The sequence below is a fragment of the Cellulomonas iranensis NBRC 101100 = JCM 18110 genome (assembly GCF_001552375.1).
Lineage (GTDB): Bacteria > Actinomycetota > Actinomycetes > Actinomycetales > Cellulomonadaceae > Cellulomonas > Cellulomonas iranensis.
The window spans coordinates 1-20783 of record NZ_BCRB01000071.1 but is presented as its reverse complement, the minus strand read 5'-3'; the positions used below and the strand labels follow the sequence as shown (position 1 = coordinate 20783).

General features: G+C 77.8%; 21 protein-coding genes. 12 read left to right on the top strand and 9 right to left on the bottom strand.

Going from position 1 to position 20783, the window contains the following annotated elements; all coding sequences use genetic code 11:
* From CS2_RS13795 to rpmB, 4 genes are all read right to left on the bottom strand, one after another.
* The coding region (locus CS2_RS13795; RefSeq protein ID WP_070320421.1) for an alpha/beta fold hydrolase at nucleotides 1-541 on the bottom strand (541 nt) is incomplete at its 3' end.
* Complete coding sequence (locus tag CS2_RS13790; RefSeq protein ID WP_169798655.1) at nucleotides 538-1311, bottom strand: DUF998 domain-containing protein; 774 nt, start codon at nucleotides 1309-1311, stop codon at nucleotides 538-540. The genes CS2_RS13795 and CS2_RS13790, both read right to left, overlap by 4 nt.
* Nucleotides 1308-2426: an alpha/beta hydrolase gene (locus tag CS2_RS13785; RefSeq protein ID WP_070320419.1), complete on the bottom strand. Its 1119-nt coding sequence runs from the start codon at nucleotides 2424-2426 to the stop codon at nucleotides 1308-1310. The genes CS2_RS13790 and CS2_RS13785 overlap by 4 nt, the downstream gene beginning before the upstream one ends.
* A gap of 399 nt (nucleotides 2427-2825) precedes the next feature.
* The gene (rpmB, locus tag CS2_RS13780) at nucleotides 2826-3017 is read right to left on the bottom strand and encodes a 50S ribosomal protein L28 (RefSeq protein ID WP_046528726.1); all 192 of its coding nucleotides are present in this window, start codon (nucleotides 3015-3017) and stop codon (nucleotides 2826-2828) included.
* A gap of 364 nt (nucleotides 3018-3381) precedes the next feature.
* Here rpmB and CS2_RS13775 point away from each other — a divergent pair, with 364 nt between their 5' ends.
* Genes CS2_RS13775 through rsmD form a run of 5 tightly spaced genes read left to right on the top strand, consistent with a single transcriptional unit; the run spans nucleotide 3382 to nucleotide 10098 of the window.
* Nucleotides 3382-4911: a DAK2 domain-containing protein gene (locus CS2_RS13775; RefSeq protein ID WP_070320418.1), complete on the top strand. Its 1530-nt coding sequence runs from the start codon at nucleotides 3382-3384 to the stop codon at nucleotides 4909-4911.
* Between the two features lies 1 nt (nucleotide 4912).
* Complete coding sequence (locus tag CS2_RS13770) at nucleotides 4913-7141, top strand: ATP-dependent DNA helicase RecG (protein WP_070320417.1); 2229 nt, start codon at nucleotides 4913-4915, stop codon at nucleotides 7139-7141.
* Nucleotides 7142-7154: 13 nt separating this feature from the next.
* Nucleotides 7155-7841 (top strand): ABC transporter ATP-binding protein, encoded by a 687-nt coding sequence (locus CS2_RS13765; protein ID WP_070320416.1) that lies wholly within the window; start codon nucleotides 7155-7157, stop codon nucleotides 7839-7841.
* A complete protein-coding gene (locus CS2_RS13760) occupies nucleotides 7838-9523 on the top strand; it encodes a DUF6297 family protein (protein WP_233421190.1) in 1686 nt (561 codons plus the stop codon). Before CS2_RS13765 ends, CS2_RS13760 begins: the two co-directional genes overlap by 4 nt.
* Nucleotides 9520-10098, top strand: coding sequence for a 16S rRNA (guanine(966)-N(2))-methyltransferase RsmD (gene rsmD, locus CS2_RS13755; RefSeq protein ID WP_070320415.1), 579 nt, complete (start codon nucleotides 9520-9522; stop codon nucleotides 10096-10098). The genes CS2_RS13760 and rsmD overlap by 4 nt, the downstream gene beginning before the upstream one ends.
* Before the next feature lie 37 nt (nucleotides 10099-10135).
* On the opposite strand, the gene CS2_RS13750 is transcribed toward rsmD, so the two are convergent.
* Nucleotides 10136-10741, bottom strand: coding sequence for a GNAT family N-acetyltransferase (locus CS2_RS13750; protein WP_070320422.1), 606 nt, complete (start codon nucleotides 10739-10741; stop codon nucleotides 10136-10138).
* A 70-nt stretch (nucleotides 10742-10811) separates the two neighbouring features.
* On the opposite strand from CS2_RS13750, the gene coaD reads away from it, so the two are divergent.
* The 6 genes from coaD to mutM all read left to right on the top strand — a co-directional run bounded on the left by coaD (nucleotide 10812) and on the right by mutM (nucleotide 14480).
* Nucleotides 10812-11306, top strand: coding sequence for a pantetheine-phosphate adenylyltransferase (coaD, locus tag CS2_RS13745; RefSeq protein WP_046528721.1), 495 nt, complete (start codon nucleotides 10812-10814; stop codon nucleotides 11304-11306).
* Nucleotides 11303-11809, top strand: coding sequence for a hypothetical protein (locus tag CS2_RS13740; RefSeq protein ID WP_070320414.1), 507 nt, complete (start codon nucleotides 11303-11305; stop codon nucleotides 11807-11809). The genes coaD and CS2_RS13740 overlap by 4 nt, the downstream gene beginning before the upstream one ends.
* A 154-nt stretch (nucleotides 11810-11963) precedes the next feature.
* Nucleotides 11964-12542 (top strand): YceD family protein, encoded by a 579-nt coding sequence (locus tag CS2_RS13735; RefSeq protein ID WP_046528719.1) that lies wholly within the window; start codon nucleotides 11964-11966, stop codon nucleotides 12540-12542.
* A gap of 2 nt (nucleotides 12543-12544) precedes the next feature.
* Entirely contained in the window at nucleotides 12545-12742 is a 198-nt protein-coding gene (rpmF, locus tag CS2_RS13730) for a 50S ribosomal protein L32 (RefSeq protein ID WP_046528718.1), read from the top strand.
* A 46-nt stretch (nucleotides 12743-12788) separates the two neighbouring features.
* On the top strand, nucleotides 12789-13511 hold the full coding sequence (gene rnc / locus CS2_RS13725; RefSeq protein ID WP_046528717.1) for a ribonuclease III: 723 nt from the start codon (nucleotides 12789-12791) through the stop codon (nucleotides 13509-13511).
* Nucleotides 13512-13514: 3 nt separating this feature from the next.
* Nucleotides 13515-14480: a bifunctional DNA-formamidopyrimidine glycosylase/DNA-(apurinic or apyrimidinic site) lyase gene (gene mutM, locus CS2_RS13720; RefSeq protein ID WP_070320413.1), complete on the top strand. Its 966-nt coding sequence runs from the start codon at nucleotides 13515-13517 to the stop codon at nucleotides 14478-14480.
* A gap of 12 nt (nucleotides 14481-14492) precedes the next feature.
* On the opposite strand, the gene CS2_RS13715 is transcribed toward mutM, so the two are convergent.
* On the bottom strand, nucleotides 14493-15437 hold the full coding sequence (locus tag CS2_RS13715) for an NAD(P)-dependent oxidoreductase (protein ID WP_070320412.1): 945 nt from the start codon (nucleotides 15435-15437) through the stop codon (nucleotides 14493-14495).
* Between the two features lie 84 nt (nucleotides 15438-15521).
* Here CS2_RS13715 and CS2_RS13710 point away from each other — a divergent pair, with 84 nt between their 5' ends.
* Nucleotides 15522-16148, top strand: a complete 627-nt coding sequence (locus tag CS2_RS13710) for a response regulator (RefSeq protein WP_046530638.1) — start codon at nucleotides 15522-15524, stop codon at nucleotides 16146-16148.
* Nucleotides 16149-16306: 158 nt separating this feature from the next.
* Here CS2_RS13710 and CS2_RS13705 read toward each other — a convergent pair whose 3' ends face one another.
* From CS2_RS13705 to CS2_RS13695, 3 genes are all read right to left on the bottom strand, one after another.
* Nucleotides 16307-18079, bottom strand: coding sequence for a sensor histidine kinase (locus CS2_RS13705; RefSeq protein ID WP_306298857.1), 1773 nt, complete (start codon nucleotides 18077-18079; stop codon nucleotides 16307-16309).
* On the bottom strand, nucleotides 18076-19950 hold the full coding sequence (gene cydC / locus CS2_RS13700) for a thiol reductant ABC exporter subunit CydC (RefSeq protein ID WP_070320411.1): 1875 nt from the start codon (nucleotides 19948-19950) through the stop codon (nucleotides 18076-18078). Before cydC ends, CS2_RS13705 begins: the two co-directional genes overlap by 4 nt.
* Nucleotides 19947-20783: ATP-binding cassette domain-containing protein (locus tag CS2_RS13695; RefSeq protein ID WP_156442141.1), on the bottom strand; the 837-nt coding region annotated here is incomplete at its 5' end. The genes CS2_RS13695 and cydC, both read right to left, overlap by 4 nt.

Genomic DNA, 20783 nt, shown 5'->3' with positions numbered 1-20783 from the left:
CCGGCACCGCGAGCACGACCTCCGCGCGCGGCCGGCCCGTGGCCAGGAGCGCGTCGACGCGCGCCGCGCGGTCCCAGCCCGCCGCCAGCGCGTCGACGCCGTGCCGCCACGCCTCCGGCCCCCGGTCCTGAGCGGTCCGCACGACGCCGCGGCGCGCCCACCAGCGGTCGACCCGCCGCTCGACGAGCGCCGCCGCGCGTGCCGCCCCCGGCGCACGCGTCACCGCGCGGGCCACCGCGAGCAGGCCGCGACGGAACGGCGCCGGCGGTCCTTGCTCGTGCAGGCGCGTCGGGTCCAGCAGCAGCACGCGCGGCACCCGGTCGGGGTGCGTGCGCGCGGCCTCCAGCGCGAGCAGGCCGCCCAGCGAGTGACCCACCACGCCGTGGTACGGCCCGTCGGCGAGCGCCTGCGCGGCGGTCGCGGTCAGGGCGTGCGCGCGCACGTCGAGCGACACGTGCGCGGGCAGCAGGCGCCGCACGGCGTCGAACGACGACGCCGGGCAGGCGAGGCCGGGCAGCACGAGCCAGCGCGAGGCGCTCACGGCCGGCCCGCACGGCGCGCGACGCGAGCGGCGCGCAGCAGCGGCACCAGGACGACGAACGTCGCGCACGCCGCGAGGGTCTGCGCGCGCTGCCACAGCCCGACCGGCGGCGCGTCGGCGCCCAGCGTGGAGGCGACGGCGATGGTGCCCACGACCGCGCTCGTCGCGAGGACCACGAGCGGCGCGAGCGCGTGCCGCACCACGCGCGAGAGGCTGCCGCCGCGGGCGCCGCGCACCAGGGCGAGCGCGGCCGCGCACGCGGCCACGAGCGCGAGGGACACGAGGCTGCTCGACAGCTCGTGGACGGTGTGCTGCGCGCCCAGCGTGCGCGCGGCCTCGGCGGAGGCGCACCAGGCGTCGGCCGACGGCGCGCAGGCCATCGGGCTCAGCACGTCGACGACGGTCGCGGCACCGGCGACCACGAGGGCGACGGCGAGCACGACGGCCCACCGGCGCGGGCCGTCGGGGGTCGCCGGCAGCGTCGCGGCGCGGGCTCCCAGGAGGATCGCACCGGCCGTGGCCACGGCGAGGCCGGCCAGCGCGTCCGCCGTGACGAACAGGCCGCGCCACGCCTGCCCGCGCGCGGCGTGCTCCGACAGGTACGACGTGACGGGGTCGAGCGGGAAGCCCGTGAGCACCTCGAGCGGCAGTCCCGAGTAGGCGACGGCGGCGACGACGAGCAGCACGTGGACGGTCCGCAGGGCGCGTCCGGGGACGACGGCGGGGACGGCGCCGGGAGGTGCGTCGCCGAGCGTGCGGGCCGGCGTCACGGCGCGACCCAGCCGAGCTGCCCGGCGCACCACACGAGCCCGTAGGGCAGCATCGTGCGCGCGCCGACCCACGTGTGCCCGAGCCCGGGGTACACCCGCAGGGTCGTCGGCTGGTGCGCGTCGCGCAGCGCCCGCGCCAGCGCCTGCCCCGCGGCCGGCGACTCGGCACCGGGGACGCCGAGGAAGACCGGCTGCACGGTCGCGAGGTCGCGTCGCCGCAGCACGGACGTCGGCGTCGACCGCTCCGCGGCCCGCGGGTCGGCGACCACGGCCGGCGTGTCCGGCGCGGCGTACGGCATGAGCGCGACCACGCCGCCGAACACGTCCGGGTGCCCCAGGCCGGTCACGAGCGCGCCGAGCGACCCGGCGGACATCCCGACGACGAGGCGCCCGGCCGGCTCGTCGCGCGTGCGCAGCGTCCGGTCGGCCCAGGCGACGACGTCGGTCCGCAGGTACGTGCCGAGCTGCGGCCCGCCGGGGACGTCGAGCGGCTCGGTGCCCCCGGGCGCGGCCCCCGCGTTGAGGTCGGGCGCGACGACCACCACGGGCGGCAGGTGCCCCGTCGCCACGAGCTCGTCGACCGTGGCGTCGGCACGACCGCCCGCGAACCAGTCGGCGGCCGTCCCGGGCGCGCCGTGCAGCGCGTAGACGACCGGGAAGCGCGCCGTGCTCCCGGGACGGTCGTACTGCGGGGGCAGGTACACCCAGGCGGGGGAGTCGGGCACGCCCGGGCTCGTCGACGGGACGGTCACGTGGAGCACGCGCCCGTGCCGCGGGTCGCGCGCGTGCGGGGGCGCGGGCACCTCGGGGCTCGTGGCGTGCGGCGTCCACGTGCGGGTCTGCACCCAGCGTGCGGCGGTCTGGACCGACGGCAGGTACCCGACCCACAGGTTGACGCCCAGCACGGCCGCGAGCGCGACGAGCGCCGAGGCCCCGCCGACGGCGGCGGCCGTGCGTCGGCGGGTGGGCCCGCGGTGCGCGCGGCGGGCGTGCACGAGCAGGACGACGGCGACGCCGAGGGCGAGCACGACGGGGACGGGGGAGCCCAGCAGGAGGTCGCCCTCGACGCGCCCGGGGAGCGTGGTCGGCAGGTCGATCGGCGCGTCGGGGCTCATGCGGCCACCCGGCGGCGGGCGGTCACGGGCGCCGCGCGGTCGCCTGCGGCGAGCGCGCCCGGCGCGTCGGGCTGGGTCGTCGTCGTGCGCATCGCTCCGCCGGGCGTCGGGACCCGGCCGCCCGGCACCGGGGCGGTACGGGCGGGCCACGGGTCGGGCCGCGTCGAGTCAACCCCGCCGAGGTGGCGCGTGTCGTCGGAGCAGGGGTGGGGTCGGGTCGGTCGCGCGGCGGGTGCGGGTCAGCCCCGGGTCGTACGTCGGCACGGCGCGTGCCCGTGCCCCGCCGTCGTCGCCGGGTGCGGTGCCGTGGCTGCCCGGGCAGCACGAAGGCCCGTGAGCGCTGCTCACGGGCCTTCGACGTGCGGGTGCCGGTCGCCGTGCGGGCGGCCGGGGTCTCGGTCAGACGGCGCGCTGCACCTTGCCGGCCTTGAGGCACGACGTGCAGACGTTGAGACGCTTGGGCGTCCCCGCGACGACGACGCGCACGCGCTGGATGTTCGGGTTCCAGCGCCGCTTCGTGCGCACGTGCGAGTGCGAGATGCTGTGCCCGAAGCTCGGGCGCTTGGCGCAGACGTCGCAGTTGGCAGCCACGGTCTTCTCCTGGTTCTGATTCCTGTCGGGCCGACGAGCGGCCCCGTGTCGTGCACGTCCCGCGCACACGTCGACGGACCGGACCCGGAGGCTCGGACCGCGCGACGGTGCATCGGAGGTCTGTGAGGGGTGCCGGACGTGGTCCGGGCAACCGGGCAAGACTAGCCCATCGCGTCCACGTCACCCAAATGTGGGTCCCGTGCGGCAAGGTGGGGCGGCGGCGGACGCGTGACCCGGCGCTGCGACGGTACCCGTCACGGCCGGCCGCGGTCGCGTCGGCGGCGGCACCGGCCCGGGCCGTCCCCGGGCGGCGACCCGCCGCCCGCACGGACGGCACGGCAGGCACTCGGACAGGAGGAACGGCGTGGACGTGGTCGCGCGGCGTGCCCGGCTGGACGCCGACCTCGTGCGCGGCTGGGCCGCGACGGCGGCCGCGGCGTGCGCGGCGGCGCGGGACCGCATCGACGCCGTCAACGTCTTCCCCGTCCCCGACGGTGACACCGGCTCGAACGTCGCCCTGACGGTCGCGGGCGGTCGCGACGCCGTGCGCGACGTCACGGGCGTGCCCGTGCAGAGCGCCGCGACGGCGTTCGCGCACGGGGCGGCGCGGTCCGCGCGCGGCAACTCGGGCGTGATCCTCAGCCAGTGGCTCGTCGGGTTCGCCGCGGGCATCGGCGACGACGGGCCCGACGAGGGCGGCCGGGCCGACGAGCCGGACGAGCCCGACGAGCGCGGTGCCGGCCCGGCGGCGCGGGACACCGCCGCGCGCGACGCCGTGCGCCTCGTGCGCGCGCTGACCGCCGCCGCCGACGCCGCGACGACGGCCGTGCCGGACCCGCAGGAGGGCACGGTCCTCACGGTCGCGCGCGACGTCGCACGGACCGCGCGCGCGGCGGTCGGCGCGGACGACGACGCCCCGACGGACGGGGCCGACCCCGCAGAGCTGCTCGCGGGCGCCGTCGACGCCGCGCGCGGCGACCTGCGCCGCGTGAGCGCCGCGCACGACGTGCTGCGCGCCGCGCGCGTGGTCGACGCGGGCGCGTGCGCGCTGCTGGTCGTGCTCGACGCGCTGGTCGCGGCGCTGCGCGGCGCGACCGGCGCAGAGGTCGACCTGTCCTGGCTGCCGGCGGCGTCGCCCGAGGTCGTGGCGGGGTGCTCACCCGGCGCGGGCGGTGCGTTCGAGGTCATGATGCTCGTGCGCGGCGTGCCCGCGGACCGGCTCGTGGGCGCGCTGCGGGGGGTCGGCGACGCGGTCGCGGTGGCCGACGCGGGCGGTGCGCTGCACGCGCACGTGCACGCCGACGACCCCGCCGCGGTGCTCGCGCTGGTCCCGGCCGCCGACCGGGAGCGCGTCGTCGTGCGACGCGTCGAGGAGGGGCCGCCCGCGACCCGCGGGCTCGTGGTGCTCACGCGGTCGCCCGGGCTCGCGGCCTGGTACGCGACGTGCGGCGCCGTGACGCTCGTCGGCGACGCGCCCGACGCCGACCAGCTCGCGCGCGCCACCGCCGACGCCCGGACCGGCCGTGCGGTGGTCGTCGACGCCGGGACGGGCGCCGACGTGCGCGACCACGACGTCGTCGCCGCGGCGGGGGACGGCGCGGCCGTCGTCGCGTGCCTCGCGCTGCTCGCCGACCCCGACGTCGACCCGGCCGCGGGGCGGGCCGCGCTCGACCGGCTGCGCACGGGCACGGCGCACGACGCGTCCGGCCTGGCGGCGGTCGTGGACGGTCTCGTGGCCGCCGTCCCCGCGGCGCAGGCGGTGACGCTCGCGCACGGGCTCGACGCCGTCGAGGCCCGCGCCGCCGCCGACGTCGTCGCCCGTGCCCACCCCGAGCTCGAGGTGCTGCTGGTGGGACCCGTCGCGGGCGAGGCGTGGTGGGCGGGGGTCGACTGACGTGACCGCCGTCGACCCGCTCGCCGTGCCCCTGGCCAAGCAGTTCGGGGCGCGCACCGCCAAGCCGCTCGCCAAGCTCGGCCTGGCCACGACCGGCGACCTGCTGCGGCACTACCCGCGGCGGTACGCCGAGCCCGGCACGCTCACCGACATCGCGAGCCTGCGCGTGGGCGAGCACGTCACGGTCATGGCCGAGGTCGTGCGCAGCTCGGCGCGGCCCACGTCGCAGGGGCGCGGTCTGCTGCAGGCCACGATCACCGACGGCACGCACCGGCTCGAGCTGACGTTCTTCGCGTCGAACGTGCACAAGCTCGAGTGGCGCAAGGCGCAGCTGCGCCCGGGGCGGCGCGGCCTGTTCACGGGCACCGTCTCGGTGTACCGCGACACGCTGCAGCTCACGCAGCCCGAGTGCCACCTCGACGAGGACGAGGAGGCGGCGCTCGAGGAGGCCGAGCGGCCGATCCCCGTCTACCCGGCCGTGGCCGGGTTCGAGTCCTGGAAGATCGGCAAGGCCGTGCGCGCGGTCCTCGACCCGCTGCGCGAGGAGGACGTCCCCGACCCCGTGCCGGCGCACCTGCGCGAGCGCGACGACCTGCCCACGCTCCTGGAGGCGTTGCGCCTCGTGCACGTGCCCCACGACGAGGCGCAGTGGCGGCGCGGCCGCGCGCGGCTGCGCTACGAGGAGGCGCTCGTGCTGCAGGCCGAGCTCGCGCGCCGCCGCGCGCACGTCGCCCTCACCGAGGCGGTCGCGCGCCCGCCCCGGGCCGGTGGTCTGCTCGACGCGTTCGACGCGCGTCTGCCGTTCACGCTGACCGACGGGCAGCGCGCCGTCGGCGACGAGATCGCCGCCGAGCTCGCGGCGGCGCGCCCCATGCAGCGCCTCCTGCAGGGCGAGGTCGGCTCGGGCAAGACCGTGGTCGCGCTGCGCGCGATGCTCCAGGTGGTCGACGCGGGCGGGCAGGCCGCGCTGCTCGCGCCCACCGAGGTGCTCGCCGCGCAGCACGCGCGCACGCTGCGCGGGATGCTCGGCGACCTCGCCGACGGCGGGTTCCTCGGCGGCGCGAGCGACGCGACGCGCGTCGCGCTGCTCACGGGGTCGCTGCCGACCGCGGCGCGCCGCGAGGCGATGCTCGACGCCGCGAGCGGCGCCGCGGGCATCGTCGTCGGCACGCACGCGCTGCTCTCGGAGCACGTGCAGTTCGCCGACCTCGGCCTCGTGGTCGTCGACGAGCAGCACCGGTTCGGCGTCGAGCAGCGCGACGCGCTGCGCGCCAAGGCCGCGCGCACGCCCCACACGCTCGTGATGACCGCGACCCCCATCCCGCGGACCGTCGCGATGACCGTGTTCGGCGACCTCGAGACGTCGGTGCTCGACCAGCTGCCCGCCGGGCGCCAGGGCATCACGACGCACGTCGTGCCGGCCGACAACCCGCGGTGGACCGACCGCACGTGGCAGCGCGTGCGCGAGGAGGTCGGCGGCGGCGGCCGCGCCTACGTGGTGTGCCCGCGCATCGACGGCGACGACGACGCGGCGGCCGCCGCGCGGGCGGTCGAGGAGGACGGCACCGACCTCGTGACCGACGCGCCCGACGCGCCCGACGCCGCGCAGCGCCGCCCGCTGCGCGCGGTGCTCGACGTCGCGCAGGAGCTGGCGGCGCGCCCCGACCTCGCGGGCGTCGGCATCGGCGTGCTGCACGGCCGCATGGCGCCCGACGACAAGGAGCGCGCGTTCGCCGACTTCGCGTCGGGCGCCGCGCCCGTGCTCGTCTCGACGACCGTCATCGAGGTGGGCGTCGACGTGCCCGACGCCACGGTCATGGTCGTGCTCGACGCCGACCGGTTCGGGCTCTCGCAGCTGCACCAGCTGCGCGGCCGCCTGGGTCGTGGCACGCGCCCGGGCCTGTGCCTGCTCGTCAGCGCGGCCGAGCCCGGGACCGACGCGCGCACGCGGCTCGAGACGCTCGCGAGCACGACCGACGGCTTCGAGCTCGCGGCGCTCGACCTCGAGCTGCGCCACGAGGGCGACGTGCTCGGCGCCGCGCAGCACGGCCGCTCGACGTCGCTGCGCCTGCTGCGCGTCACGCGCGACGCCGCGGTCATCGAGCGCGCGCGCACCGACGCGCGTGCGCTCGTCGAGCAGGACGTCGACCTCGCGCCGTGGCCGCACCTGCGCGCGGCGATCGAGGAGTCGCTCACGGGTGAGCGTGAGGAGTTCCTCGAGCGCGCGTGACTACCCTGGCGCCATGGCTCCCGTGGTGCGCGCGCGCAACCTGCAGGTCGGCTACGGGGAGGCACCCGTGTGCGCCCCCGTGTCGTTCACGCTCGGCGAAGGACGCGCCGTGGCGCTCGTCGGGGCCAACGGCTCGGGCAAGTCCACGGTCCTCAAGACCGTCATCGGCCTGCTCACGCCGATCGGCGGCTCGGTCGAGGTGCTCGGCCGGCCGGTCGACGAGCGGGACGTGCGGTTCCGCCGCGAGGTCTCGGCCGTGCTCGACGACGACGCGTACTTCCCGGCGCTGACGGTCGCGGAGCACCTGTACCTCACGGCCCGCGGTCACGGCGTCATGGGTGCGCAGCAGGAGGTCGACGTGCTGCTCGAGGAGTTCGGCCTGGCGGACCACGCGCGCCAGACGCCCGTGTCGCTGTCGTCCGGCCAGCGACGGCGCCTGCTGCTCGCCGCGGGGTTCGCGCGGCCGCGCTCGCTGCTCGTGCTCGACGAGCCCGAGGCGCGGCTCGACCAGCGCATGCGGGCCCGGCTCGCGGACCGGCTGCGGGCCGAGCGCGAGGCCGGCGGCGCGGTGCTGCTCGCGACGCACGACCCCGACCTGGTCGCGGCCGTGTGCACGCAGGCCGTGCTGGTCGACGACGCCGCCTCGGTCGTGCTGCCGGCGGCCGAGGCCGCCGACCGCATCGCGCGGGTCGCGCTGTGAGCTCGGGCGTGCGCGAGCCCGACGACATGGACCTCGGGACCGACACCGACACCGACGTCGACGGCGCGGCGGACGGCGACCACGACGACCACGACGACCCGCGCGTCGGCGACTTCGAGCTCGGCGAGGTCCCCTCGGCGAGCTCGATCCGCCGGTTCACGGCCCGGGCCGCGCGCTCCCGGGCGGGCGCGAGCGTCGGGTCGCTGCTCACGGACGTGTACACCGCCGTCACGAGCGTCGTCATCTCGGTGCTCATCGTGCTGGGCGTCGTGCAGCAGCTCGGCGAGGCGCTGCCGCCCGCACCGCCCGTGCACGCGCCCGGCGGCCTGAGCCTGCCCGCGCTCGTCGCGGTGCTGCTCCTCGCGGGCGTCGGCGCGCTGCTCTCGACGGCCGGCCGTCTCGGACCCGTCGGGGCGGAGGGACCGCAGGCGGCGTGGTGGCTCCCGCTGCCGGTCGACCGTCGGGGCCTGCTGCGGCCCGCAGCCGCGCGCGGCCCGCTGGTCGCGGCGCTCGCGGGCGGCGCCGTCGTGGTGGTGCTCGACGCCGGGCTGCTCGCGTCCGGCGGCGGCGCGCTCGTGCGGTCGGGGCTGCTCGGCGCGCTGGTCGCCGCGGTCGTCGTGCTGCTCGCGGCGGTCGCGCAGTCGCGCGGGGTGCCGCGCCGTCGCACCGCGGTCGTGGGTGACCTCGTGCTCGTCGCGGCGCCGGTCGTCGCGCTCGTCCTCGTGCTGACGAGGCGCACGCCCGCGTCGCTGCCCGCACCGTCGTGGGTCGCCGTCGCGGGCGCCGCCGTCGTGGCCGGGCTGCTCGCGGCGCTCGTCGACGCGCGCCTGGGCGCGCTGCCGGGCCGCACGCTCCGGGAGGGCGGCTCGGCGGCGACGCAGGCCGTCGGCGCGGTCGTCTCGCTCGACTCGCGCGAGCTCGGGCGCGCGCTCACGGGCGGCGCCGCGGCGTCGTCGCACCGCCGGGTCTCGCGCCTGCGCACCGCGCGCGGCCCCGCCACGGCGCTCGTCACGGCCGATCTCGTGGTGCTGCGCCGGTCGCTGCGGCACGTCGTGCAGCTCGTGGTCGCGGCGGGCCTGCCCGTGCTCGCGACGGTCGTGCCGCAGCTCGCGAGCACGGTCGGCGTGCTCGTCGCGGTGCTCGTGGGCGGCTGGATGGCGGCGAGCGCGAGCGCCGAGGGCGCCCGCTGGGCGGAGATGGCGCCCGTCGTCGACCGGCTGCTGCCGCTCGAGGCGCGGACCGTGCGGCGCCTGCGGATGGTCGTGCCGGGGATCGCCGTGCTGCTGTGGACGGTCGTGGCGCTCGGCGCGGTGGGCGTCTGGGCGGGCGCGCCCGTGGACTGGGTGCTGCTCGGCCTCGCCGCGGTGCCGGTGTGGGCGGCGGCGGCCGTGCGCGCGGCGTACCGGCCCGCGCCGAGCTGGGACAAGCCGCTGGTCGCGACGCCCGCCGGGGCGCTGCCCACCGGTGTGCTGCAGGTCGTCGCGCGCGGCCCGGACCTCATCGCGTTCTGCCTGCTGCCGCTGTGGATCGCGATCGGCCTGCACACGGTCACGACCGTCATGGTGACCGCGCAGGTCGCGCTCTCGGCGATCGCCGTGACGATCGCGTCGTCGGTCCACGACAAGGGGTGGCTGGAGCGCATGATGGAGGAGCAGGACGAGCGCAAGAAGGCCGGCGCGTGACGCGCGTCGTCGCGGGCTCCGCGGGCGGTCGCACGCTCGTCGTCCCGTCGTCCGGCACGCGCCCGACCAGCGAGCGCGTCCGCGAGGCGCTGTTCTCCCGGCTCGAGCACCTCGACGCCGTCGACGACGCGCGCGTGCTCGACCTCTTCGCGGGGTCCGGCGCGCTCGGGCTCGAGGCCGTCAGCCGCGGTGCGCGCAGCGCCGTGCTCGTCGACAGCGCGCGCGTCGCGGTCGACGCGTGCCGCCGCAACGCGCGCACGCTGGGCCTCGCCGACCGGGTCGACGTGGTCGCCGACCGGGTCGACCGGTACCTCGCGCGCCTCGCCCCGCCGGCGGACGGGGTCGCGCCGGGCGAGGCGTTCGACCTCGTGCTGCTCGACCCGCCCTACGACCTGCGCGACGACGTCCTGCAGGGCGCCGTCGACGCCGTCGCCCGGTGCCTCGCCCCCGGTGGGGTGGTGGTCGTCGAGCGGTCGGCGCGGGCGTCGGCGCCGGCGTGGCCCGCGCCGCTCGAGCCGCTCGACGACCGGCGCTACGGCGAGACGCAGGTGTGGTTCGCCGAACGGCCCGCGTGACGCGAGCGGGTGCCGCCGGCGCGCCGAGCCGTGCGCGTCAGGCCGCGTGCAGCACCGTCAGCGTGGGCCCGCCGGGCGCGAGGTCGACCGTGCCGGCCGCCGTGCACCCCCGGCGCGCGTAGAACGGCAGGTTCGCCGGGTCGGTCGTCGCGAGCCACGGCGTCCCCGCGCCCTGTGCGCGCAGCGTGGCGAGCCCGGCGTCCAGCAGCGCGGCGCCGACGCCGCGGCCCTGGTGCTCGGGGTGCACCGCGAGGTAGTTGAGGTACGCACCGGGCGTGGTCGGCGCGAGCGGAGCGGAGCGCGCGAGGGCCGTCAGCACCTCGTCGGCCCGGGTCGCTCCCACCAGGGCGCGCAGGACGCCCGCCGGGCTCGGCAGGACCGGTGCCCCGGCGCCCGCCAGGTCGACGCCGGCCGGGCGCCAGGCGGCCACCGCGACGACGGCATCCCCCGCGACGGCGACGTCGACGCGTCCGTGCGCGACGTACCGCTCGAGCGCCGGACCGAGCCACGCGGCGCACGCGTCGGCGCGCGTCGCGTCGTCGGGCAGCACCCAGCGCATCAGGGGGTTGTCCCGGTAGGCGAGCGCGCACACGGTGCGCAGCGTCGGGACGTCGGCCGCGGTCGCGGGGCGCAGGCTCACCACGCCCGACACGGTAGCGCCGGAGCGTCGCGCCGGCCGGTCCGGCGCGGGTGCGTGACGTAGGTTGGCGTCCGTGAGCACAGCGGTCTGCCCGGGGTCGTTCGACCCGATCACGCTCGGCCACGCCGATGTCGTGCGCCGCGCGCGGTCGATGTTCGACGAGGTCGTGGTGGCCGTCGCCCACAACGCGTCCAAGCGTGCGCTGCTGACGCCCGACGAGCGGGTCTCGCTCGCCGCCGACGCGCTCGCGGACCTCGACGGCGTTCGGGTCGTCGCGACGAGCGGCCTGCTGGTCGACCTCGTGCGCGACGTCGGTGCGAGCGCCGTCGTCAAGGGGCTGCGCAGCGGGGCCGACCTGGACGCCGAGCACGCGATGGCGCTCATGAACCGGCACCTGTCGGGGGTCGAGACGGTCTTCGTCCTCGGCGACCCGGCGCTGGCCCACGTCGCGTCGTCGCTCGTCAAGGACGTGGCGCGGCACGGGGGGCGGATCGAGGACATGGTGACGCCGGCGGTCGCGGCGGCGGTGCGCCGCGCGCTCGCGGCCGGGGGAGAGGACGGACGATGACGGAGCAGGACGACACGCAGGAGCGCGTCGAGGGCGTCGGCGGCGTGCTCGACGCGATCGAGCAGGCGGTGGTGCAGGCGCGCGCGATGCCGATGTCCTCGTCGGTGCTGGTCAACCGCGCGGAGCTGCTCGAGCTGGTCGACGAGGTGCGCGCGGCCCTGCCGGCCCAGCTGCACCGCGCGGACGAGGTGCTCGCGGACGCGGACGCGGCGCGTGCGCAGGCCCAGGCGGACGCGGACGCGGTGCTCGCCCGGGCGCGGGCGCGCGCGGCCGAGCTGGTCGACCAGGAGAGCGTCGTGGCGCAGGCCCGCGAGCGGGCCGCGCAGATCGTCGCGGAGGCGCAGGAGACCGCCGAGGGGCTGCGCCGCGACGCCGACGACTACTGCGACCGGCGGCTCGCCGACTTCGAGATCGACCTGGGCAAGGTGCTGTCGCAGGTGCAGGCCGGGCGCGCGAAGCTCGCCGGGCGGCTCGCACCCGGTGACGGGGCCGTCTCGGTCTGACCCGACGCGCACCGGCCGTTTGGGCGGGGCTCGCGGGTGCCGTACAGTTGTCCGCTGGTCCTGCCTGTCGTGGGCGCGGGCCGAGTCAGTCATGTCGCCACAACAGCCGTGCCGCGCACCCGCGGGGCACGGCCGGGAACGAGGGGAACGGACCGTGCGCCCATCCCACCTCGATCCCCGCTCGCCGTTCGTGCTCGAGACCCACGAGCTCGGCCGACGTCCGGGATCGATGCGGACGGTGCAGCGCACGGTCGCGGCCCCCGACGAGCTCGGCAGCGGCATGATCGGCATCCCCTCCGGGAGCGACCTCGAGCTGGACCTGCGGCTCGAGGCGGTCATGGAGGGGGTCCTGGTCACCGGTTCGATCCGCGGCGAGGCCGTCGGGGAGTGCGTGCGGTGCCTGGAGAAGGTCGTCGAGCCTGTCGATGCACCGATCCAGGAGCTGTACGTCTACCCTGAGCGGGCGCAGGCCGCGGTCGCGAGCGGGGACGACGAGGACGAGGACGTGCGCGAGCTGGAGGGCGACCTGGTCGACCTCGAGCCCGCGCTCCGGGACTCGGTCGTCCCGACGCTGCCGTTCCGGCCCCTGTGCCGGCCGGACTGCCCGGGCCTGTGCTCGCAGTGCGGTGCACGGCTCGCGGACGACCCGGACCATGCGCACGACCTGATCGACCCCCGGTGGGCGGCCCTCGGCGGCCTGGCGGGTTCTGACGACGAGAAGAGAGAGAGCTGACCGTGGCGGTTCCGAAGCGCAAGATGTCGCGCAGCAACACCCGTGCGCGTCGGTCGCAGTGGAAGACCACTGCCACGACGCTCACCACCTGCCCCCAGTGCAAGTCGCAGACGCGCCCGCACGTGGCGTGCCCGACGTGCGGTGCGTACAACGGCCGTCGCTACGTCGAGGCCGTGCGCAGCGAGCACGAGGCCGTCTGACCCTCGCGGCCACGATGACCGGCACACCCGTCGACACCGGCGTCGCGTGAGCACGGCAGCGCAGTCGCTCCTCGAGAAGCTCGGGGTCCACCTGGACCCCGAGCTTCTCGTGCTCGCCCTGACGCACCGCTCCTTCGCGCACGAGGCCGGGGGCATCCCGACCAACGAACGTCTCGAGTTCCTGGGCGACACCGTCCTGGGGCTCGTCGTCACCGAGCACCTGTACCGCACGTACCCCGCGCAGTCGGAGGGCGACCTCGCGAAGATGCGTGCGGCCACCGTGTCGCAGCGCGCGCTCGCGCACGTCGCGCGCGACCTCGAGCTGGGCGACTTCGTGCTGCTCGGCAAGGGCGAGCTCGCGACCGGCGGCAAGGACAAGGACTCGATCCTGTCCGACACGCTCGAGGCGCTCTTCGGTGCCGTCTACCTGTCGCACGGCCTCGAGACGGCGCGCGAGCTCGTGGACCGTCTCGTGAGCCCGACCCTCGCGGCCGCCGCGGGGCTGGGCGCCGGGCTCGACTGGAAGACGTCGCTCCAGGAGCTGTCGGCCCACCTCGGCCTCGGCGCGCCGTCGTACGACGTCACCGGCGAGGGCCCCGACCACGCCCGCACGTTCACCGCGCACGCGGTCGTGGGCGGTCAGGTGCGGGGCAGCGGCACCGGCAGCGCCAAGAAGATCGCCGAGCAGGAGGCCGCCGCGGCGGCCTACGCGACGCTGTCCGAGCTGCGCGACGCCCAGGACGCCGGCAGCACGGCCGACGTCCGCTGACGCGTGCCCGAGCTCCCCGAGGTCGAGACCGTCCGTGACGGTCTGGCCCGCCACGTCCTGGGCCGCACGGTCGAGGCCGTCCGCGTGCACCGCGACTACTCGGTGCGCCGCCACGACGGCGGTCCGTCCGACTTCGCCGCCCGGCTGACGGGGCGCCGGTTCGAGGCCGCCGTGCGGCGCGGCAAGTTCCTGTGGCTGCTGCTCGACGAGGGCGCCGGGCGCGGCGACGACGCGCTGCTGGCGCACCTCGGCATGAGCGGGCAGCTGCTGGTGCGCGGGCCGGCGGCGCACGCCGACGGGGGCGCCGCCGTGGACCCGGTCGCGGCACCGGGGCCGCACGGGTGGGTCGACCACCCGCACCTGCGCGTGCGGTTCGAGCTCGACGACGGCTCGGCGCTCGACTTCGTCGACCAGCGCACGTTCGGCCACCTCGCCGTGCCGGACCTCGTCGCGACGCCGGACGGCGCCCCCGGCGGGCTCGGGTCCGACCGCGCGGTCGTGCCGCTGCCCGTCGCGCACATCGCGCGCGACCTGCTGGACCCCGCGCTCGACCGCCCCGCGCTCGTCGACGCCGTGCGGGCGCGCCGCACCGAGCTCAAGCGCGCGCTGCTCGACCAGACGCTCGTGTCGGGCGTCGGCAACATCTACGCCGACGAGGCGCTGTGGCGCGCGCGGCTGCACGGTGCCCGCCCCACGGCCACGGCCCGCCGTGCGGACGTCGGACGCCTGCTCGACGCCGCCGCCGAGGTCATGCGCGAGGCGCTCGCGCAGGGCGGCACGAGCTTCGACGCGCTCTACGTCAACGTCAACGGGGCCTCGGGGTACTTCGACCGCTCCCTGGCCGTCTACGGCCAGGAGGGCCGCCCGTGCCGGCGCTGCGGCGCGCCCGTGCGCCGCGACGCGTTCGCCAACCGGTCGTCGTTCACGTGCCCGGTGTGCCAGCCGCGGCCGCGCGCACGTCGCACGTGAGCGGCGCGCCCCTCAGCGGGTGACGACGTTGCGCAGCGGCTCGCGTGCCACGAACCGCGCGACGTTGTCCGCCACGAGGTCCTGCCACCCGACGGGTCGGCCCCCGGCGGCGTGCGGGCTGACGAGCACGCGCGGCTCGTCCCACAGCGGCGACCCGGGCGGCAGCGGCTCGGTCTCGAACACGTCGAGCGCCGCACCCGCCACGGCGCCCGTCCGCACGGCGGCGAGCAGCGCCGCCTCGTCGAGCGTCGTGCCGCGCCCCGCGTTGACGACCCACGCGCGCGACGGCAGCAGGTCCAGCACGCGCGGTCCGATCGCGTGGCGGGTCGCGTCGAGCGCGGGCAGCAGCCCGATCAGGACGTCGGTGCGCGGCAGCACGTCGGGCAGCACGGCGGGCGTGACGACGGGGAAGCCGTGCCGCTCGCCGGGCGTGGTCGCGACGCCCGTCACGCGAGCCCCGAGCCCCGCCAGCAGGGGAGCGAGGCGCGCGGCGATCGACCCGAACCCCCAGACCGTGACGTGCGCGCCGACGAGCGTGCGGACCTCCCCGGCGGGGTGCAGCGGCTGCAGGCCGCCGAGCTCGCCCGCCCAGCGGTGCTCGGCCTGCGCGCGCAGCAGGTCGGGCACGCGGCGCACGCACGCAAGGGTCAGCGCGAGCACGTGCTCGGCGACCGTCGCGTCGTGCAGCCCGCGGCCGTTCGTGACGACGACGCCCCGCCCGAAGCCCGCGGCCAGGACGGCGTCCGGGCCGGCCGCGAGCGTCTGCACCCAGCGCACGCGCCGGGCCGCCGCGGCCAGCTCGGCGAGGCGGTCGGCCGGGTTGCCCCACACGACCACCGCGTCCGCGTCGGCCGCCGCGGACGGCGGGGGCGCGTCGACGTCGTAGGGCACGACGCGCACGCCGTCGGGGACGGGCGGCACGCCGTCGACGGTCCGGGGGACGAGGATCGTGGTCACGGTCGATACGATGCCATCGTGTCAGCCACGAGCCAGTCGACGCCTGCGCCCGGTCCGGGCGCCCGCACGGCGCCCATCTCCGTCATGATCGTCGACGACCACGAGGTCGTCCGCCGCGGCATCGCCGAGGTCGTCGAGCGGACCGACGGCATGACCGTCGTCGCCGAGGCGGGGTCGGTCGCCGACGGCGTCCGCCGCGCCACGCTCGTGCGCCCGCAGGTCATGCTCGTCGACCTGCAGCTGCCCGACGGCACCGGGATCGACCTCATGCGCGCCGTCAAGGAGACGCTGCCGACCGCGCGCGCGATCGTGCTCACGTCGTTCGACGACGACGACGCGCTGGCCGCCGCGCTCGACGCGGGCGCGTCCGCGTACCTCCTCAAGAGCGTGCGCGGCGCCGAGATCACCGACGTGATCCGCGCGGTCGCGGCCGGTCGCACGCTGCTCGACGACCGCACGGTCGCGCGGCGGCGCGCGGGCCACGAGGACCCGACCGAGAGCCTGACGCCCAGCGAGCTGCGCGTGCTCGACCTCATCGGCGAGGGCCTGTCGAACCGCGAGATCGCGGAGCGGCTCGGCGTCGCCGAGAAGACGGTGAAGAACCACATCACGTCGCTGCTCGCCAAGATGGGCCTGCAGCGGCGCACGCAGGTCGCGGCGTGGGTCGCGTCCCGCAAGAACTCCGGCTGGCGGGCCGAGCCCGGCCACTGAGCCGCCGGCCCACCTCGCCGACGTCGCGCCCTGCCGGACTCCCGGCACGGCGACGTCACGCGTCTGCGACACGACACCCCTGCGGCGTCACGACGTGCCGGGCGACGCCGCCCGGCACGTCGTCGCGCCACGCGGGCGTCGTCGGCGCCCGCGACCCGTCAGGCGAGCGGGGCCTGCCAGGTGAGCAGGGTGCCCTTGCCGCTGGGGGCGACGCCGAGGCTGAACGCGCCGCCGTGCTGCCGCGCGCGCGACGCGAGGTTGCCGGTGCCGGAGCTGCGCTCGCGGTCGGCCGGCAGCCCGACGCCGTCGTCCTCGACGTCGACCGTCACCGAGCCCGTGTGCCCCGACCCGCGCACGCTCACGCACACGCCGACGGAGGACGCGTGCGCGTGGCGTGCGGCGTTCGCCAGCCCCTCGCGGACCACGGCGACCACGTCGTCGGTGAGCTCCTGCTCGAGGCGCTCGTCGATGCGGTCCTCGCCCTCGCCGTCGCCGGGCGTGAGCACCTCGCCGTCGAGGGACAGCACGAGCGACGGCGCGAAGCCCAGGCCCGTGCGCGCGAGCGACGTCTCGCGGCGCAGCCGCTCGACGAGGCCGGTCGCCGCGTCGGGGTCGCGCAGCGCGTACACGATCTGGCGGATCTCGCGCACCGAGCTGTCGACGTTGTCGAGGGCCTCCTCGACGATGCTCGTGAGCTCGTGCGCGTCGACCCCGCGCGCCGAGCGGCGCCGCACGGTCTCGAGCTGCATGCCCGTCGCGAAGAGCTGCTGGATCGCCAGGTCGTGCAGGTCGCGCGCGATGCGCTCGCGCTCGTCGAGCAGCGCCGCGAGGTCCTGCGCGTGCCGCGCCTCGGCGAGCACGTACGCGAGCGCGGCCTGCGCGGCGAACGACTCGGCGGTCGCGAGGTCGCCCTCGTCGAACGGGGTCCGGCCGATGCGGCGCAGCAGCAGCAGCACGCCGACGCCGCGCCCCGAGGAGTGCAGCGGCGCGAACATCGCGGGCCCGAACGCGCGCATCTCCTCGAGCTTGACGGTGCGGGACGCGCTCAGCGAGGGCGTCAGCAGGCCGTGGCCCTCCTCGAGGACGGTCCAGGCGCGCCCGCCGCGCGGCATCACGAGCCCCGTGAGCACGTCGGCCTGGTAGCCGTCCGCGAGCTCGAGGTAGAGCTCGCCGCCCAGTCCCGGCAGCGCGAGCGCCGCGGTGTCGGCGCCCGCGACCTCGCGGGCCGTGCGCGCGACGTGCTCGAGCGCGGACTCCTCGTCGACGCCCTCGAGGAGCATCGTCGTGATGTCCTGCCCGGCCTGCAGCCAGTGCTCGCGGCGCTCGGCCTCGGCGTAGAGCTGCGCGTTGGAGATCGCGACGCCCGCGGCGGCCGCGAGCGCGACGACCATCGACTCGTCGGTGTCGGTGAACGAGCCGCCGTCGACCTTCTCCGAGAGGTAGAGCTGCCCGTACACGTGCTCGCCGACCTTCACCGACGCGCCGAGGAACGAGCCCATCGGCGGGTGGTTGGCGGGCCAGCCCTGAAACGCCCGGTGCTGCGTGAGGTCGTCGAGACGCAGCGCACCGTCCACGGGGATCTGCCCGAGCACGCCCTCGGCGTGCGGCGGACGCCGCAGCATGCGCGCGACGGCCGTCGGGATGCCGGTGTACACGAAGGTGGTGGACGCGCCCTGGTCGTCGAGCACGTTGATCGCGCCGTACCGGGCACCCGTGAGCTCGGCGCTGACCTGCACGAACCGGTCGAGGACCGTCGTGAGGTCGAGCTGCCCGGCGACCGCGAGGATCGCGCTCAGCAGGTCCGTCAGCGCGTCGCCCGTCAGGGGCGTCTGCGTGGGGCGGGAGTCGACGAGCACGCCGCGCTGGAACGGCGCCCCCGCGACGGGCGGTGACGCCGTGACCTCGCGCATCTCGCCCCGGTGCTCGTTCACGTCTGGTCCCGCTGCTCGGCTCGCACCGCCTCACCGTAGCCCGGGACGTGCGCCGCGAGGTGCGCGTGCGTGCCGCGCGCCGCGACCCGCCCACCCGTGAGCCACAGCACCTCGTCGGCCGCGGCGAGGGGTGCGAGGCGGTGGCTCACGACGACGAGGCCGCGTGCCGTCCCCTCGCGGGTCGCGGGCGCGTGCCAGAGCTCGTCCAGCACGGCGTCGGCCGTGCGGGGGTCGAGGTGCTCGCCCGGCTCGTCCACGAGCAGCAGCGGGGCGTCCGAGAGCAGCGTGCGCGCCAGCAGCAGGCGGCGACGCTCACCGCCCGAGACGGTGCGCGCGTCGGAGCCGAGGACGGTGTCGAGGCCGTCGGGGAGACCGGCGAGCCACGTGCCGAGACCCGTGCGCCGCAGCGCGTCCGTGGCCTCCTCGGGCGTGACGTCGCCGCGCGCGACGCGCAGGTTCTCGAGCACCGACGTGCCGAAGACGTGCGCGTCCTCGCCCGTCACGACGACGCTGCGCACGACGTCCGCGCGCTCGGCACGGTCGAGCGGCACGCCGTCGAGGGTCACGGTGCCCGCGACGGGGGGCAGCAGGCCCGCGAGCGTGAGGAGCAGCGTCGTCTTGCCCTCGCCGCTCGGGCCCGCGACGGCGAGCCGGGCGCCGGGCGCGAGCGCGAGGTCGACGCCCTCGACCGCCGGGCCACGCCCGGGCCAGCCGCACGCGAGGCCGCGCGCGACGAGCACCGGTCCGTGCTCCGACGGGTCCGGGGCGCCGTCGTCGTCGACGGACGTGCGCGTGGTGCCGCGGGGGCCGGTCGCGGCGACGGGGGCGTCAGGTGCCGCGCCGCGCGCCCGTGCGGGGGTCGCGGCGTCGTCGAGCAGCGCCAGCACGCGCGCCGCGGCCGCGCGCGAGCGCTGCACCTGCACCGCCGCGGCGGGCAGCAGCGAGGTCGCCTCGAACGCCGCGAGCGGGGTCAGCACGACCACGGCGAGCTCGACGGGCGCGAGCAGCCCGGCCCGCACCGCGGGCACGCCGGTGACGAGCGCCGCGAGCACCGCCACGCCGACCGCGAGCTGGCCCACGGCCGCGGCGAGCGCCGCGGGTCGCGCGCCCGCGTCCGTCGCGCGCGCGAGGTCGGCGTCCGCGTCGCGCAGGGCCGCGAGCTCGTGCGGCAGCCGGCCCGACACCGCGAGCGGGCCTGCGTCGTCGAGCACGCCCAGCGACACCGCGCTCATGCGCGCGCGTGCGGCCACGCCGCGCTCCTCGGCCGTGCGTGCGCCGCGCGCCGCCAGCCACGGCGCGAGCACGCCGGCCGCGAGCAGGCACAGCGCGAGCGCGAGCCCCGCCGGCGGCCAGAACAGCGCCATCGCGACCGACGTCCCGACGCCCAGCGTCACCGCGACGCCGGCGGGCAGCAGGCCGCGCACCACGACGTCACCGACCGCGTCGACGTCGGCGCCGACGCGCGCGAGCAGGTCGCCGCGCCGCACCGCGAGCAGCGCGCGCGGCGAGCCGGCCGCGAGCCGGCCGTACAGCGTGGTGCGCAGCGTCGCCATGCCGCGCAGCGCGACGTCGTGCGAGACGAGCCGCTCGAGGTAGCGCATGAGACCGCGCCCGATGCCGAACGCGCGGACCCCGACGGTCGCGACCGAGAGCTGGAGCACGGGCGGCATCTGCGAGGCCCGCGCGATCAGCCACGCGCTCGCGGCGGCCAGCGCGACCGCCGAGCCGAGCGCGAGCGTGCCCAGCAGCACCGCGAGGGCGACGCGGCGCGGGTCGACCTCGAGCAGCGCGACAGCGCGCCGCAGCGTCCCGCGCGGCGGTCGTGCGGCGGTGGCTGCGGTCGCGGGGACCGTGGTCGGTGCCGCGGTCATCGGGTCCCTCCGGTCGGGTCGGTGGGGACGGGCCCGGTGGCGCGCGCGGGAGCGACGCCCGCGGCGGTCCCGCCGCGAGCGGTCGGGACGTCCCGGGGCGACGGTGCGCCGCCGCGCGGGTCCGACCCCGTCGGGTCGGGGGCCGACGTGACGTGCACGACGTCGTCGGCGCGCGCCGCGAGCGACGCGCGGTGCGCGACGAGCAGCACCGCGCTGCCCGCGTCCCGCAGCGCGGCGAGCGTCGCGAGCACGACCCGCTCGCCGGCGGCGTCGAGGTGCGCCGTCGGCTCGTCGAGCACGACGACGGGGCTGGGGCGCAGCAGCGCGCGCGTCAGCGCGAGGCGCTGCCGCTGGCCGACCGACAGCCCCGTCCCGCCCGTGCCGAGCGCGGTGGACCAGCCCTCGGGCAGCGTCGCGACCACGGCGTCGAGGCCGGTGAGCGCGGCGGCGCGGTCCCGGTCGGCCGGGTCGGGGGAGCCGAGGACCTCGTGCACCGTGCCGGGCTCGAGCACGGGGCGCTGCGGCAGCCACGTGACCTGGCGCCAGTAGCCGTGCACGTCGACGTCGGCCAGGTCCGTCGCGGTGCCGTCGGCGGCGACCAGCTCGACGCGCCCCGCGTCGGGCGTCAGCAGGCCCAGCAGCACCTCGACCGTCGTGGACTTGCCGGCGCCCGACGCACCGACCAGCGCGACGACGCGCCCGGGCGCGAGGTCGACGTCCAGGGGCGCCGGGGCCCAGCCCGAGCGCGCCCGCACCGCGACGCCGCGTGCGCGGACCGCGCCGCCCGCCAGGTCGGGCGCGGGGCGGGTGCCCGTGGGCGGGACGGGGACCTC